The sequence below is a fragment of the Bdellovibrio bacteriovorus genome, assembly GCF_041888015.1.
GTDB lineage: Bacteria > Bdellovibrionota > Bdellovibrionia > Bdellovibrionales > Bdellovibrionaceae > Bdellovibrio.
This window is the reverse complement of record NZ_CP168968.1, coordinates 1,543,677-1,559,128: the sequence shown is the minus strand read 5'-3', so window position 1 is coordinate 1,559,128 and position 15,452 is coordinate 1,543,677. Positions and strand designations below refer to the sequence as shown.

At 42.7% G+C, this 15,452-nt stretch carries 17 protein-coding genes; 5 read left to right on the top strand and 12 right to left on the bottom strand.

Annotated elements, in window-relative coordinates; all coding sequences use genetic code 11:
• Window positions 1-123: 123 nt before the first annotated feature.
• The 7 genes from ACES2G_RS07520 to galE (ACES2G_RS07490) all read right to left on the bottom strand — a co-directional run bounded on the left by ACES2G_RS07520 (window position 124) and on the right by galE (ACES2G_RS07490) (window position 4,760).
• Window positions 124-444, bottom strand: coding sequence for a hypothetical protein (locus ACES2G_RS07520; protein ID WP_374001730.1), 321 nt, complete (start codon window positions 442-444; stop codon window positions 124-126).
• 373 nt (window positions 445-817) lie between these two features.
• Entirely contained in the window at window positions 818-1,795 is a 978-nt protein-coding gene (gene galE, locus ACES2G_RS07515; RefSeq protein WP_374001729.1) for a UDP-glucose 4-epimerase GalE, read from the bottom strand.
• Window positions 1,796-1,924: 129 nt separating this feature from the next.
• Window positions 1,925-2,335: a helix-turn-helix domain-containing protein gene (locus ACES2G_RS07510; protein WP_374001728.1), complete on the bottom strand. Its 411-nt coding sequence runs from the start codon at window positions 2,333-2,335 to the stop codon at window positions 1,925-1,927.
• Between the two features lie 10 nt (window positions 2,336-2,345).
• Window positions 2,346-2,678: a hypothetical protein gene (locus ACES2G_RS07505; RefSeq protein WP_374001727.1), complete on the bottom strand. Its 333-nt coding sequence runs from the start codon at window positions 2,676-2,678 to the stop codon at window positions 2,346-2,348.
• Between the two features lie 228 nt (window positions 2,679-2,906).
• Entirely contained in the window at window positions 2,907-3,473 is a 567-nt protein-coding gene (locus ACES2G_RS07500; protein WP_374001726.1) for a hypothetical protein, read from the bottom strand.
• A 26-nt stretch (window positions 3,474-3,499) separates the two neighbouring features.
• Window positions 3,500-3,775 carry a hypothetical protein gene (locus tag ACES2G_RS07495; RefSeq protein WP_374001725.1) on the bottom strand — a complete coding sequence of 92 codons (276 nt, stop codon included), beginning with the start codon at window positions 3,773-3,775 and terminating at the stop codon, window positions 3,500-3,502.
• Between the two features lie 7 nt (window positions 3,776-3,782).
• Window positions 3,783-4,760, bottom strand: a complete 978-nt coding sequence (gene galE, locus ACES2G_RS07490) for a UDP-glucose 4-epimerase GalE (protein ID WP_374001724.1) — start codon at window positions 4,758-4,760, stop codon at window positions 3,783-3,785.
• Window positions 4,761-4,915: 155 nt separating this feature from the next.
• On the opposite strand from galE (ACES2G_RS07490), the gene rfbD reads away from it, so the two are divergent.
• The 3 genes from rfbD (at window position 4,916) to rfbA (ending at window position 7,717) form a co-directional block, all read left to right on the top strand.
• On the top strand, window positions 4,916-5,728 hold the full coding sequence (rfbD, locus tag ACES2G_RS07485; protein WP_374001723.1) for a dTDP-4-dehydrorhamnose reductase: 813 nt from the start codon (window positions 4,916-4,918) through the stop codon (window positions 5,726-5,728).
• Between the two features lie 79 nt (window positions 5,729-5,807).
• Window positions 5,808-6,842: a dTDP-glucose 4,6-dehydratase gene (gene rfbB, locus ACES2G_RS07480; RefSeq protein WP_374001722.1), complete on the top strand. Its 1,035-nt coding sequence runs from the start codon at window positions 5,808-5,810 to the stop codon at window positions 6,840-6,842.
• Window positions 6,842-7,717: a glucose-1-phosphate thymidylyltransferase RfbA gene (rfbA, locus tag ACES2G_RS07475; protein ID WP_374001721.1), complete on the top strand. Its 876-nt coding sequence runs from the start codon at window positions 6,842-6,844 to the stop codon at window positions 7,715-7,717. The genes rfbB and rfbA overlap by 1 nt, the downstream gene beginning before the upstream one ends.
• 42 nt (window positions 7,718-7,759) lie before the next feature.
• Here rfbA and ACES2G_RS07470 read toward each other — a convergent pair whose 3' ends face one another.
• From ACES2G_RS07470 to ACES2G_RS07455, 4 genes are read right to left on the bottom strand one after another with little or no spacing between them, the layout of a single operon-like run.
• Window positions 7,760-8,467 carry an SAM-dependent methyltransferase gene (locus tag ACES2G_RS07470; protein WP_374001720.1) on the bottom strand — a complete coding sequence of 236 codons (708 nt, stop codon included), beginning with the start codon at window positions 8,465-8,467 and terminating at the stop codon, window positions 7,760-7,762.
• A 15-nt stretch (window positions 8,468-8,482) separates the two neighbouring features.
• Window positions 8,483-9,868 (bottom strand): undecaprenyl-phosphate glucose phosphotransferase, encoded by a 1,386-nt coding sequence (locus ACES2G_RS07465; protein ID WP_374001719.1) that lies wholly within the window; start codon window positions 9,866-9,868, stop codon window positions 8,483-8,485.
• On the bottom strand, window positions 9,862-11,100 hold the full coding sequence (locus ACES2G_RS07460) for a glycosyltransferase (RefSeq protein WP_374001717.1): 1,239 nt from the start codon (window positions 11,098-11,100) through the stop codon (window positions 9,862-9,864). Before ACES2G_RS07460 ends, ACES2G_RS07465 begins: the two co-directional genes overlap by 7 nt.
• A complete protein-coding gene (locus tag ACES2G_RS07455) occupies window positions 11,090-12,583 on the bottom strand; it encodes a hypothetical protein (RefSeq protein WP_374001716.1) in 1,494 nt (497 codons plus the stop codon). The genes ACES2G_RS07460 and ACES2G_RS07455 overlap by 11 nt, the downstream gene beginning before the upstream one ends.
• A 120-nt stretch (window positions 12,584-12,703) precedes the next feature.
• Between ACES2G_RS07455 and ACES2G_RS07450 the strand changes: the two genes are divergently transcribed.
• Together ACES2G_RS07450 and ACES2G_RS07445 are read left to right on the top strand one after the other, a co-directional pair.
• Entirely contained in the window at window positions 12,704-13,312 is a 609-nt protein-coding gene (locus ACES2G_RS07450; RefSeq protein ID WP_374001715.1) for a histidine phosphatase family protein, read from the top strand.
• Window positions 13,312-14,349, top strand: coding sequence for a glycosyltransferase (locus ACES2G_RS07445; protein WP_374001714.1), 1,038 nt, complete (start codon window positions 13,312-13,314; stop codon window positions 14,347-14,349). Before ACES2G_RS07450 ends, ACES2G_RS07445 begins: the two co-directional genes overlap by 1 nt.
• Before the next feature lie 14 nt (window positions 14,350-14,363).
• Here ACES2G_RS07445 and ACES2G_RS07440 read toward each other — a convergent pair whose 3' ends face one another.
• The gene (locus ACES2G_RS07440) at window positions 14,364-15,452 is read right to left on the bottom strand and encodes a glycosyltransferase family 4 protein (protein WP_374001712.1); all 1,089 of its coding nucleotides are present in this window, start codon (window positions 15,450-15,452) and stop codon (window positions 14,364-14,366) included.

Here is a 15,452-nt window from a genome sequence, read left to right as displayed (position 1 = left end):
TTATAAGTATAAGTATTTACTGTGTTTTTATAAATAATCCCAAACAGAGACACTCAGGCCCAGACAGCACAATACTTGTGACAGATATCATGGTTCGCATACCAATCTTATTAAGACGTAGCCCTACTTACTGTCAGAGTGAATTTGCTCAATTGCCCTAAAGAACACCTTTATAGAGACCGTATCGCTATGAGAAAGCATACGATGAAGTGTTTGGCGAGTAGTTCCGATGGCAGTGGAGAATTGCTCTTGATTCTTATACTTCGGAGAATTTGAAATATAAGATGCTATCAAATCAGTGATAGATGCTACATCCCCGTCTTTTAAATACTGCGCCATCTGCTCAAGAACGAACTGCGGCTGCCCGAGCTTTTCTTTAATGCCCGCCCGGCGCTTGTCAGTATTCGTTTTTTCCTCATTCAATTCAAATGCAACACTGCGCATACTTCACCTCAATCTGACTTAGCTATCCTTCACATTGGTGACAATTCCTTCGCTCTCGATCATATCACGCGCAGCCAGAACTCTTGGTAGAAGTGAGCCGTCAAGATCACTCTCCCATTCTGTATAGGCAGCGTCCTCTATGACCTCAGTCGGAACCTCAGCAGTAAAAGTGTCTTTAAACGACATTAAGCCACCCGACTATTGTATCATATATATTACATTTGATAAAAATAAATAACATGAAATAATCCAGATCAATTCAAAAACAACCCCAGATGGCATAAGAATGCCATCTGGCCCTCAAAAGCCACAAGAATGTATATGTAAATTATATGTAAATCAAGACCGTTTTATCGAGGACCGGCCACCTTAGTTAAGACAACTTCTTTTCCCACTCGTAGGCGGTTCTACAAATCAGTTCGAGATTGTCTCGCTTTGGTGTCCAGTTAAAGGCTTTGCGCACTTTTGATGAATCTGCCACCAAAGTGGCTGCGTCCCCTGCTCGTCTTGGTTGTTCTTCGACCTTGAAGTCCACTCCACTGACTTTTTTTACTGTGTTGATTACTTCCTTAACTGAAAAGCCATGGCCGTAGCCGCAGTTGAAGATCTCGGACTTTCCGCCTTCGTTCAGGTATTGCAGTGCCAGGACGTGCAGGTCTGCGAGGTCTTCGACGTGGATGTAGTCGCGAACACCTGTACCGTCTGGAGTTGGATAGTCGGTACCGAAGATTCCCACGGAGGCGCGTTTGCCGCAGGCGGCTTCGCTGGAGACTTTAATCAGGTGCGTGGCATTTTTTGTTCTTTGGCCGTTCTGACCATTTTCGGCCGCACCTGCGACGTTGAAGTAACGTAGACAGACAGATCGCATACCATACGGAGCTTCGCAGTCGCGGAGGATTTGTTCGCTCATGAGTTTGGAGGAGCCGTAGGGATTCAAAGGTGCTTTCGGGGCTTCTTCTGCAATAAGTCCATCAACTGTCGCATCACCATAAACTGCCGCAGTTGATGAGAAGACGACTTTTTTAACATTAGTCTCGACACAAGCCTGAGCCAGGGCCAAGACCCCCATCGTATTGTTTTCGTAGTAGTCTATCGGTTTTTCGATGGACTCCGGCACAATCAGCTTGGCTGCAAATTGGATAACCGCTTCGACTGAATACTTCTTTAGAACATCAACAAGAAGGTCACGATTGCGGACATCGCCTTGAACAAACTCAGCTCCCATCGGAATGGCTTCGCTAAAGCCGGTCGAAATATTATCAAAGATAATGACCTGATGACCTGCGTTCATAAGTGCTTGTGCTGTGTGAGAACCGATGTATCCGGCACCGCCGGTGACTAGGACTTTCATGGTGGCCACGATACCACTGTCTGAAGCTACGCAAAAGTCCTAGTATTGACCATGTGCTTCCAGGCAGGAATGCCTCGACAGCTTGACCATGCAACAATTTCTTATTGCTCCCCAATTAATCTAACTCACCTACCCTGCTTTATGAAAAACAGTCTCGAGAATCGGCTCATTAGGAAAAGTCTCAAATATACTTTCCAAAGTATCAAAGTTGATATTGTGATCCGCTTTCTCTAGGCTTTTATATTTACTGAGAGAAATATCGAGAGACTCTGCAACTTGCTCCTGAGTCTTTCCTTGGCGTTCACGAAGAAAGTAGAGGCAAATAGCTAGCTTTTGCTTGCTATTAAGATTTAGCTTCGTCAAAACGTAATTTAAATTATCAGAAACATTTTCAACTTCATAACCAACGATCTTATTTTTGTCGGCCTTGGCCACAAATTTATAAATGCCTTCATGACCAGTACAAGTTTGAGTATTTGGAACGTTACTTTCAAAGTAGATGTACATGAGTTCATTTTCGGACAAGTATTTAAGATTCATATTTATCTCCCTACTTTTTTGAGTACAATTCTGTTCCGGTTTTCATAAAGTCTGCATCATAGGCAGTAACTAATTTTCCTTTACCAGATCCAGTAACCGCAACAACTACACAAAAATACAAATCTTCTGTTTCACTGATCTTGATCTCTACAGAGTAAAAGAGGCATACATTCGCAGAGCTTTTACTTTGAATGACTTTTGATGGATCTTTCAAAGCTTCTTTTACTTTTTCAATAGTCACTTCAGGGTGGCCAACAATTGCATGCTGAAGATCGTCTGACCAGATTTCAATTTCTATCTGACCTTCCATGGAACTAACTTTCTCTATTAGAGTATTAGCCATGAACGCATCCTTGAATTCATTATATGTGACCCCCTCGAAATAGTCAATATATTAACCATAGCTATAATATAACCCATTTAAGTCTAATATATTTGATCTTACATAAGCGTCCTATCGAAATCGATATATCAAGAGCCAGTAACACAAGCAAATGTTTAATGTGTAAATTTTATGTAAATACTATTGGCGGCAGCGGGCTGCAAAAAGGTACGGCGTACCTTTTTTCTCTCACCAAACAACCCCACCGTCTTCCTGAATACATTGGCTTTTTCTCAAAATTTTATAAGAAACACTATCCTCAGAAATAGAATTCACTTTCACAAGGTATACTGCAGTCGCGGAACAATGCCGAGCCGCCACCTCAGGGCTCATGGCAATGTTCAGATGCTGCGCCCCTCGCTTTACCGACAGATACGAGAGAGCCTGAATCTGTTTTGAAGCCCCCACATAGCTCGGATCATTCAAAAAGTATTCTCCGATGAGATTAGTTAATTTATAAATGTCTGCGTCCTGAGCCTGATGGCAGGTCAACATTTTGCAAATATAACTATGAATAATCTCGTTACTAAGGCGCCCCTGCGAGGAAAACTGAAGCTCCGGGGGAACCATTCTTTTCTCTGGAGTCGTATGACGTATAAGCCCAGGAAGCTCATCAATAAGACCAACCATTTTGAAGCGCACTTCCTTCAATGGATGATGATCTAGATGCTCAAAGTACCCCATCCAAAATTGATCCCCAGCCTTTGCATCGCACTCATAAAAACAAGTTTGCGGAGCAAGACTCAGGTACAGCATAGGGACGCCTGCATAGTTCAGGCGCCCTAACGGAGGGTTTGGGTTGGCTCCGATGTGTTCAGCCAGGTGACATCATTGTCAGCCTTATAAGGGCGCAAACGGAAACCACCCCAGAGCTGCTGATCTTCTGTATGTTTCGACAATGTAAAAGTATCTGTATGTCCGACAAAACCATCAGATGCTGCGGAAATCGCCTCTCGCAAGGGAATGTTTGTCTTACTCCCTCTTACGGCAGCAATCTGTTGAATTTTATGAAAAATGTCCTCTGTTGAGCGTTGGTTTAGGATATTCCAATTGGGCATAACCCTATTATCCTAAAGAACGCTCCCACTCATAAGCTGTTTGACAAATCAGCTCAAGATTGTCTCGCTTGGGTGTCCAATTGAAGGCCTTGCGTACTTTTGAAGAGTCCGCAACCAAGGTGGCAGCGTCCCCTGCTCGTCTTGGCTGTTCTTCGACTTTGAAGTCCACTCCACTGACTTTTTTAACAGTGTCGATGACTTCCCTGACCGAGAAACCATGGCCGTAGCCGCAGTTGAAGATTTCGGATTTACCGCCTTCGTTGAGGTAATTCAACGCCAGGACATGCAGGTCTGCTAAGTCTTCAACATGGATATAATCGCGAACACCGGTACCGTCTGGAGTTGGGTAGTCTGTTCCGAAAATCCCGACAGAAGCTCGCTTGCCGCAGGCGGCTTGGCTGGCCACTTTGATCAGATGCGTGGCGTTGGCGGTGCGCTGGCCGTTTTTACCGTCTTCGGCGGCACCTGCGACGTTGAAGTAGCGGAGACAGACGGAGCGGATGCCATGCGGTTCTTCACAGTCCCGCAAAATCTGCTCGCTCATCAACTTAGAAAATCCATATGGATTTAGCGGCTTAGCCTGTAAGTTTTCCGTAACCATCCCACTGGCAAGGGCATCCCCATATACGGCAGCAGTGGATGAAAACACAATCTTTCTGACGCCATTTGCAATACATGCCTGCAACAATGACAATACTCCCGCCGTATTGTTTTGATAGTATTCCACAGGCTGAACAATAGATTCTGGCACTACCAGCTTCGCCGCGAAGTGAACTACAGCGTCTATCGAATATTTTTGAAGCACATTCCCGAGGTCGGAAACGCTGCGGACATCTCCATTAACAAATTCAACCCCAGCACCTATTGCCGCTCTAAAACCCGTAGTCATATTGTCAAAAACAACAACCTGATACCCAGACCTCAGTAACACACTCACGGTGTGAGAGCCGATATATCCCGCCCCACCTGTAACTAGCACTCTCATAGCATTATCCCCATTACCACCTTCAATCCTATATTGACTTCATACGGTTCGTCGACAACGACACTTGACGCACCAAGTTTGGCGAGAAAAAACAGGACTTCCATCACTCACACTTGCTATTGTCTATCCTACGAAATCTCAGAGGGAGTAACTTCATGCTTTTAGTTTTTGGAAAAAATGGTCAAGTTGCGACAGCCCTCTCGCACCACTTGCCCCAGGCTTCCTTCCTTGGAAGTGATATTGCAAATTTCCTTAATCCTGAATCAGTCATCCAGCAGTTAGAAGAAATAAAGCCGAAAGTTATTATTAATGCTAGCGCTTACACATCTGTCGACAAAGCTGAGTGTGAAAAGGACTCTTCCCTTCAGATTAATGCCACCACTCCAGGCATTATTGCCTCTTGGTGCAGAAAAAACGACGCCTGCTTAATACATTATTCAACCGACTACGTATTTCAAGGTGATGGTCACGAACCTTGGACTGAAGATGCATTGCCGAACCCAATAAATTGGTACGGAACGACCAAGCTGAAAGGTGAAGAAGCTATTCTACAATCAGGATGCAAAGCGTATATTTTTAGAATATCTTGGGTTTACAGTCCTTGGGGCAACAACTTCCCAAAAACCATCTTACGCCTAGCAAAAGAAAGAGAGCAACTGAGCATAGTCAACGATCAGTGGGGTGCCCCAACGGATGCACTAGATGTCGCAAAAGCCACTGCGAACCTTGTCAAGAGTTTACAGTCGAAGTGCGAGCTCGCCTCTCCGGGAATATACCATCTCTGTTTCGAAGAGTATCAAACTTGGTATGACTTCGCAGTAAAGGTAATAAACAACGCACGCAGCGATGGACAAAAGTTAGCTCTCAAATCACTAACACCCATTTCATCAGAGCAGTTCCCCACGCCGGCTAAACGACCAAAGAACTCTCGCCTGGGAAGCAAATACTCTAAACATTTGTTTACTTAAAAACCATCTCTCGCCTTGACAGACATCTTGGAGCGATTAATATCTCTTTTTCTTTCTTGCGTAAAAATAGGATGCAACTATGAAGATATTAGTCACTGGCGCAGCAGGCTTTATTGGAAGCGCCTTTGTCAGACATGCTATCGCTAACTCACAACAGATTGTCGTCATCGACAAGCTAACTTATGCTGGCCATCTCAAAAATCTTGAAGGATTGATTAACAACCAGAACCTTCACTTTGAACATGGTGATATTGCTGACAGCAATTTTGTTGCGTCAGTTTTTAAAAAGTATCCGATTAGCGCCGTAGTTAATTTTGCGGCAGAGTCTCACGTAGATAATTCAATTCATTCACCTCGCGAATTTATCGATACAAATATTATTGGCACTTTTGTTCTTTTGGAAAACAGCAGATCCTACTGGAGCACGCTTTCAGAAAACCAAAAGAAGCAATTTAGATATCTGCAAATCTCCACCGACGAAGTTTATGGAACTCTAGGAGACTCCGGTAAATTCCACGAAGAACTGCCTTATCGTCCCAATTCTCCCTATTCCGCATCCAAAGCCGCCGCTGACCACTTGGTTCGATCTTGGTTCCACACTTATAATCTTCCGACAATTACGACCAACTGCTCAAACAATTATGGCCCGAGACAGTATCCGGAAAAGCTAATTCCAGTTATGATTACCAAAGCCCTTAAAGAAGAAAACTTACCTGTTTATGGTAATGGCGGGAATATTAGAGACTGGATCCACGTAGAAGATCATGCTGCGGGGGTCTATCTAGCATTGACCCGAGGGACTCCCGGAGAAACTTACTGTTTTGGCGGAAACTCCGAAAGGCGCAACATAGATGTGGTTCGTGCTATCTGCCTAACCCTTGATGAGGCTGCTCCCAGACCAAATGGCCAGAGCTATTCAAATCTAATATCGTTTGTGCAGGACAGGGCTGGTCACGACTGGAGATACGCCATCGATGACAGCAAAGCGCAAGCAGCCCTTGGATTTGAACGGAAGTATAAAAGCTTTGAAGAAGGCCTACAAGCCACTGTTAGCTGGTATCTTACTAATACCGACTGGTCCAGTAACGTCTTAAAGAAAAAAGGAAGCATATAATGAAAGGCATCATTCTTGCGGGAGGCAATGGCACCCGTTTATTTCCAACTACAAAATGCGTTTCTAAGCAGCTTCTCCCTGTATATGACAAACCCACAATCTATTATCCATTGTCTACATTGATGCTTGGGGGCGTGAAAGATATCCTCATCATCAGCACACCTCGCGATATTCCACTCATTCAAGACTTACTTGGTGACGGGGCAAACTTTGGCATCACGATAGATTACGCAGTCCAAGAAAAGCCAGAAGGCATTTCCCAAGCATTTTTGATTGGGGAGAGCTTCATTCAAAACAACCCGGCTTGCTTAATTTTGGGCGATAATCTTTTTTATGGACAAAGCATGCCCCAACAGCTCTCTTCCGCCGCAAAGATTGAAAAAGGAGCTCGCGTCTTCGCGTACCATGTTCACGATCCAGAGCGATATGGTGTTGTAGAGTTTGATATCAATGGCAAGGCATTAAGCATTGAAGAAAAACCAAAAGTCCCGAAGTCCAATTGGGCTGTTACAGGCTTGTATTTCTACGACAATACTGTGGTACAAAAGGCAAAGACACTAAAACCCTCTCCTCGTGGCGAGCTCGAGATTTCAGATCTCAACAAGCTCTACTTAGAAGAAGGATCATTATCTGTAGAACGGCTTGGTCGCGGCGTAGCCTGGCTTGACACTGGCACTCCTGAATCACTAATTTCATCGTCCACATTTGTTCAGACTATGGAAGAACGACAAGGTCTTAAGGTGGCCTGCCTTGAAGAAATCGCATACCAAAAGGGCTTTTACGACAAAAACAAGCTGGCAAAAATTATCGAATCTTATCCTACGTCATCTTACAAAAATTACTTGGAAAGATTAGTAAACGGGAAGCTATATTAGATCCTAAACAGCGGATACCCAGAGTATCCGCTGTAATCTGAACTACCTTACCAGTGTAGCAGCATCTATCTCTGACATCGGCTTATCATCATGAGCAATAAGATATCTTGCTCCAATTGGCTTCCACCTATCTTGTTTAATTCTATTAGAAATTAACTTATTAGTCTTATAGAATATAGATGTACATGACGTGAATGCATTTATAGGAGGGAACCCACAAAAATCAATTTGAACATATCCCAACTCTCGCAACAACATGGCGGCATTTGGATACCATTCAGTATTGTCCAATATTATAATTCCATCTACAGATATCTTCTTGATTGCTTCCAACACAGACGGGTAACGGACTGCTCCGTCAATCACAATAATATCAAATTCTTCACTACATTTATTAATTACGGACGGATAAAGCATCTCATCACCGCAGTGATGAATTTGGCAATTACTGGGTATAGACGACAGAACTTTTTCATACCACGAAAGATCCCGCTCCACAGAAACAACGCTATGAACACGGCGGGCCCAATATAAAGTTGAAGCCCCTGAACCAAACTCAAAAACACGACACTTAGCCAGATCCAAATTATTCAAAAACTCAATGCAAGGATATGTAATCCACGGTATCGGATTTCCATCTCCATCTACACAAAATCCGTTCTCAACTCTACTATGCCCAAACTGGGCATTAAATATGGTGTAAAAACGCACAAGGGTTAGCAGCTTTCGAGGAAATAGCTTCCTTAACACAAAAATCTCCCATTCCTAATAAGCATTCTTGTCACCATATACAACCAATACTGTACGAAGAAGAATCTCCATATCTAGCAGCAATGACCAGTTTCTAATGTAATAAAGATCACACTCAATTCTTTTGTGAAGGCTCGTATCACCACGCCATCCGTTAACCTGCGCCCAACCGGTAATTCCAGCCTTCATTTTGTGCCTCAGCATATAAGCAGGAATCTCATTCTTAAACTTCTCAACAAAAAATGGCTGTTCAGGGCGAGGTCCAACAAGGCTCATGTCACCAATAAAAACATTCCATAATTGCGGAAGCTCATCGATTGAAGTCCCACGTATAAATGTGCCAATTTTAGTTCTTCGCGGATCATTTTTAACTGTCCATCCGGGAATAGACGACCCCCCACCCGAAGCTGTATCCATTCTCATAGATCGAAACTTCCACATCCTGAATCTATGCCCATCTAAGCCAATTCTTTCCTGTCCATAAAAAACAGGCCCCGGAGACGAAACCTTCACTAGGATGCCAAGAACAAATAACAATGGACTCAGCAATAATAAGCCCACACCTGAAGCCAGAATATCGAATATTCTTTTAGCAAAAATGTCAAAAAAGGAAAATTTAGGCTCGTTTAAAACAAAAGCAGGAACTCCAGCTATACTGTCAATATCGTGTCCTACTACAGCATATTTTAGATCAGGCAAAACAATAATAGGAACTACATCGTTATAAATTTTGCGCAAAATACCGTCTAACTTTGAAACCTCATCTCCTTCGTAACCACAAACAAAACTATCAGGTCGTAAACGTTCGTTGTCTTCAATTTCAGAAAAAGTAAGGCTTTTGATACTGTACTTCTCCGCAAGCCCTCCCGAATCAACCCATCCCTTAAAACCAATTCCCGCTTCACTATAGGACTTTACATTTCTCACATATCTTTCGATAGCTGCGCCATTCCCAATCAACAAAACATGTCTCATGTTCTTTCCATCCCGACGTAATCTTCGAAGAAGGTGTCGCAAAAAAACTCGGAATAGTACATAGGTCACTGATGATGCAAAAAAATAACCCACCAGCACAGCCCGAGAAAGTCGGTCGTCAAAGACTAAATACAAGAAAGCGACCACTACCAAATTCGCAAGACAATTTGCCTTAAGTGACGCAACAACCTCGTCATATAAAGGTCTTAATCTGAAAGATCTATACAGTCCCTTCCTATAAAAAATAAATACCGTGGCCGATGCCATTACTATCCCAGCGCGTAAGAACTCATTCCATAGCCCTTCTTGTGCATCAGAAAAATGCTCGAATCGAATGTAGTAAACGAAACACCACAAACTAATGGAAATAAAAAAGTCGATCCCTTTCTGAAGATAGGCAACGGCCTTTTCGTTAGATCTCAACATACAGAACCTTCACCTATCGATTTTTCTGAACGGCTTTCCGCCGTGGACCGCTCAATTTCTAACATCATCTTTTCAAGCCTTTTATTCCAGGTATGTTCCTGCGCGACCTCTTCCATCCTAACATCAAAAAACACATCTCCGGACAAAACCTTATCAATCTGGAGCAGCATTTCATCTGCAGTATGAGCCTTCAGAAAAGCATCACCAAAATCACTTAAAGACGGAAGATCTGTCGAAATCACCACTTTTCCCGCAGCTAGATATTCAAAGAACTTCATGGGAAACATGGCACGGGTATAGTCGTTAAGAGGACTGGGAATAATAACTACATCAAAATACTTTAAATAGGCTGGCAACTCTGAATAATTGCGGGGACCTATTAAATGAATATTGGGCATGGACAGTCTCGAAATATCAGTCTCGGGATCCCCTTCTCCCACCTTACCTATTAGTATCCAGTTTAGGTCAGGCCTTTTACGGGCCGCCTCCGCAAGCATATCGAAATCTACTTTATACCCGCTGATCGCTCCGACAAACCCTATCTTCGGTCCTTTGAAAGCCGCTAGATCTGCGGGACAATCCAGAGCAATATCTCTTGCTCGACTAAAGTGCTCATAATCTGCAACATTTGGATGATACACCACTTGACGACTCGTCCACCGAGCATACTTTTCCTTCAAAGTTTTGCTAGTGACGAATACTATTGTTGCATACTCTAAAAGTTCACGCTCAGCCCTCTCGATTTCCTCCTTTGGCAATCGAGGAGCTGCAGAGAGATCATCGACGCTGTGGTAGACGACCGCCCTGAAATTCAACTGCTTTAACAGTCCTACAACCAGAGGATTATAAGTCCATCCAATTGTCTTTTTTAACCCCAAACGCATTCTATAAAATATTACAATCATTCTCAAAATTGATTGATTCAGATTTTCAACCGCTTTCACTCCGTGCAACGGCAAAACAATCGGAGAATAGACCCAAATATTATTACGAACCTTTTTTGCTCCTTTGAAAAAACGAATAAGCCGGCGGCCGATCCTTCCAAGATCATTTTTTTTAACCGTCAGCTTTCGCAACCCCAGGGATTCAATATAAAGAACCTTAAACCCGGCATCAGCGAGCTTGCAGGCCATGTGCTGTTTGTTAGTCCAAAAGGGATTATCCCAATCTGCTGTAGAGAAGATAACTACAGAATCATATTGTTGCAGATATGAGTTATTTTTAGAAGACAACGGTATCTCCCATTTTCAATTCATACTGTTTGTCACCGTATACTACAGCAACTGACGGCAGCCCCAGGAAACGATCATTCAAAGGCAAAGTAGCCGCAAATCCATCACCATTCATGACTATCTTAACAGTTGATTTCATTTCTAAAAATCTTAGAGCATCAACCAAGTTCGCACGCCAGATATTCGGAAATTCATCCATGAATTTTAGGAACTCTTCGTGCGCCCCCAAACGCTCTTCCTCGCTGATCCACCCATACAAATAGTTAGAGAAGGGATGATCCAAGTATCCAAAGAAAGTATTTGTTTCTAAGGCTTGACGAAAGGCAGACCTATAACCTTCGATAGAGTTGCCATCTCGGTGATAGGTATCACCATGAAACATACACTGCTGCGAGTGTGAAATTATCCCTTTTACAAATGGCACAACTCCTGCTCGAGCTAGCAGAAACTGAGGATCGTTACAAATGATTCCACCAACGAATCCCCGCACTCCTGCTGCACATAAACCAACTATACTTTCGGTAGAGTTCTGATGAAAAGGAGAGACAACATAATCATCATTTATCCCTAAAACACCTAATTCTCCTAAAACCTTCCGTGAATTCACAACTTCCCAACTAGCAGCCTGAGCGCTCCCGCCCCAGTCAGGTGTATGTGTATGTGAATGCCCCACAACAGCGCCGCCACCTATCAAAACTTCACTAATCAGAAGCCTATCATTCTCGGATATTGTTTGATCCGTTTTTATAGCCATTGAAAAAGGCATATCATAGGCCCTATATAACCTGTGCAGTGCTCTTCCTGACCCAATAGCCTCATCACAATCAATCCTCATTGTAACGGCGCCTTCACATGCATAAGGCACTTCGGATACGAAAGGATAGCCACCATAAATGTCATTGTGGTATTTAGAAAGAAAGTTTTCAATGACTACCCAATCATACCCGTCGACAGGCCCGGCATCACGATTGAACCATAAAACTATTGAATCGCCAGATCTTATAACTGCAGCGTAATCACAAATTTTCTCTCCAGTGGTAACATCTACAACCTCGGCAATGACCTCAGCACCATCACCCACCATATACATAGTATTGCACGAAAATGGTGAGTCAGAATCAACTTCAATTCGTCCATACCCCAAGTTATTCCACTCACATAAAAAATCGTACCGCTGAAAATAACGCATCCTAAAAGATGCTCCCCATGAAACCAATGGATGCTCTTTGTACAGAATCCCCAAACTCTCGATAGGCCTCGTAATACTTCCCTTTGTAAATCCATACTGATCCTCTACAAGGTCGGCACCTAAAATAATCCGCTTCTTATCTGCAGAAGCACTTGTGTTTAGTTGAAAACCTGATCTGACAAGACCCATGTCGAAAAGGTACCTTCTGTGACTGTCTGTTTGATCGACAAATTTTATCGGACTCACCATGATCCTATTCCCTGAAAAACTATTAGTTTTAAAATCTAAAAGCACCACGCGCTTCGGTCACTATATGACCAGGCACAGCAACAACTACACCTTATCCTTCCACCTTGTCTCAGCGCTACCAGGGGTATATCTTGTGCTCCTAATCACAAAGGAAAATAAAGCTGAATGATTAATATCGTCTTAGTTCGACATGGCGAAACTGATGCAAACGTAAAGGGACTCGTCTGTGGTCAGTTAGAAACGCAACTAACCCGCCGCGGCACAGAGCAAGCCAATGCCCTACGAGAACTACTAATACAACAGAACATAAAGCCGACACACATCTTCTGTTCACCACTTCAGAGAGCTATAGATACCTGTAAAATAGCTATCCAGAACGACAAGATCGAATTAGTGGATGCGTTAAAGGAAACTCATACGGGCAGTTATAGCGCCCTTACCTTTGACGAACTCCATAAAAAAGACGCACGGTATAGTCATCAAGGGTTGCATAGCGATTTGAATTATCCAGATGGCGAGTCGATACAGGATCTCTATTTCAGAATGAAAAAATGGATTGAGACCGTCCTTCTTTCCCTACCTCTCGAACCTAACAGCGATATCCTGATATTTGGGCATGGCGGAACGGTAAACTGCTTTTTACATTACTTCTTGCAAATACCTCTGCGACACTATCCCAGCTTTATGATAGACAACTGCAGTCTAACTAAAATTCAGTACTGCCCTGAAAAATGTATATCTACTATTAAATATGTAAACAAAACGAGTCCCTAATGCGCCAAACAAAAGTTATCGTAGCCCAAAGAAACACGAATGTTGCTGAGAAAGCAATTCCATCTCGTAGCGTTTATGCTCGACTACTCGAGCCCTTCGAGTATCTCGCAATGAATAATAAAATCAGTTTAAATGTCATCGACGAAAACTTTTTAGACTTAAACGCAATTGACTTCGACGTCCTAGTTTTTTCCAAGCATACTAGTAATATTTCTCTGAAATTAAGCGAACAAGCCATCGGCATGGGAAAAAAAGTCATTTATGACATTGATGATTTTCTACCCGCATTCCCATCGTATAGTGGAGGCACACAAATCAGCCAAAGAATTTCTTCCATTCGCAAGCACACTCAAATCGCTTCAATCGTCACCACAGCAACTCGGTTCTTAAAAACGCAGATCGATAACTATTTCGATATTTCAACGGAACTTGCGCCCAACGGAATAAATGTTGAGAGACATAACAAACACCTGAAATCTAAACCTGATAATTTAAGAATTATTTTCACTAATGCTGATCTTATCAAGGTCCACAGCTTTAAAAATGACTTTTTCAAATTAATGAACTCATTCCTAGATCAGAATCCATCTATCGATTTCGACATAATCTCTGATCCAAATGATGAGCTAGAAGGGTTCTCACGCTTCAATGACCTCGGGAACGTCTCATGGTTTGAGCATAAAAAGATCTTAGCCGAAAATGGGTATAGCGTTGCCGTTACCCCTCTAGGGGGTGTAGAGGATAGCGATTCTCTGCTCTTTAACTCCTGTAAATCTCCAATAAAATATTTAGAATACGGAGCGCTTAAAATTGCAGGAATCTACTCAAGAACGCCCATTTACGAGGAAGTTATTTCCGACAAAGAAACGGGCATTCTTGTTAAGAATGACCTTGAAAGCTGGCAAAATGCATTAGTAGAGATCTCCAAAGACAAAAAACTTCGCGAGCGAATTACTAAGAACGCGTTTGACGATATCCGCGCCAATCATCATGTTAAACAGTCTTCAGAAGCTTGGCTTTCCATAATTCAGAATTAAAATTCCAGCTTTGACTAGTGCGCAATAGCTTTTATTTTCTCTATAACCAATTGTGCCGACTTGTCCCACAAGGCAGGAACATATTGTTCAACTTTACTCTGCAGTCGCGCCCTATATTCGCGGTCCAAAATAAGCCGAGAAATCTGTTGAGTCCAAGCATCTATATCAAAAGGGTCAAGATGAACAACAAACCCTGGGGCAACCTCAATCATACTAGATGTATCAGATGCAAGGCAAATTTTTCCAAAACAAAGGCTTTCTGAAATCGGCAAGCCCCATCCCTCATATAAAGAGGGATACAGTGTGAATTCGCAACTTGAGTACAGAGCACCTAGTAAATCATCAGAGGAATTTTCCACTACTTTTATCTTACCATTAAGAGTCTTGTCCGTTGAAATAATTCTGACGATGTTTTGATTCATCCATCCATCTTTACCCGCCAGAATGAGCTCTGGTAAGCCCTCCAAACCAGATTGAATTAACTTTCTCCAAACATTTACCAACAGTATCTGATTCTTTCGATACTCTAAGGTTCCCACCGATAAAGCAAATGGTGGTGACCTCTGACATATATCTTCCACACTCAGAATAAGTCCATCTCCATATCTAATCACCTCACTACGTGGCATATCGATACCAGCAGACGCACACAGATTTCTCAAATCACGTTCCGTGGACTTGGAAATTGTCAAAACCCCATCACAAACGGACAACATATCCACAAACCACCGAGTATAGTTATCGCATGCTTCTGACTGGATATAATAAGGGTACTTGAACGGAATTACATCGTGAACCAACTGTATAAATTTCAGGCCATTACTTTGCTTTAACTTCCTAATTACATCATTTAACCCAACATAGTCCCAAGCACACCCCATATTGACGAGAATATCATTTTCCTTAAAAGAAACTTTCTCTTTGAGCGAAAAGTCCGATCCAATGAAATAAAATGCCGACTCCTCTTGCAGAAACACCACATTTTCGACAAAAGAAGAAGCTCTCCAAATACTGAAGTAGCTTTCAATAACCCGAGAGATACCTACTGGAGGCCCCTTATGAAAAAACAAGGTAGTACAGTCAAAAAGAATTCTTTCCAACAT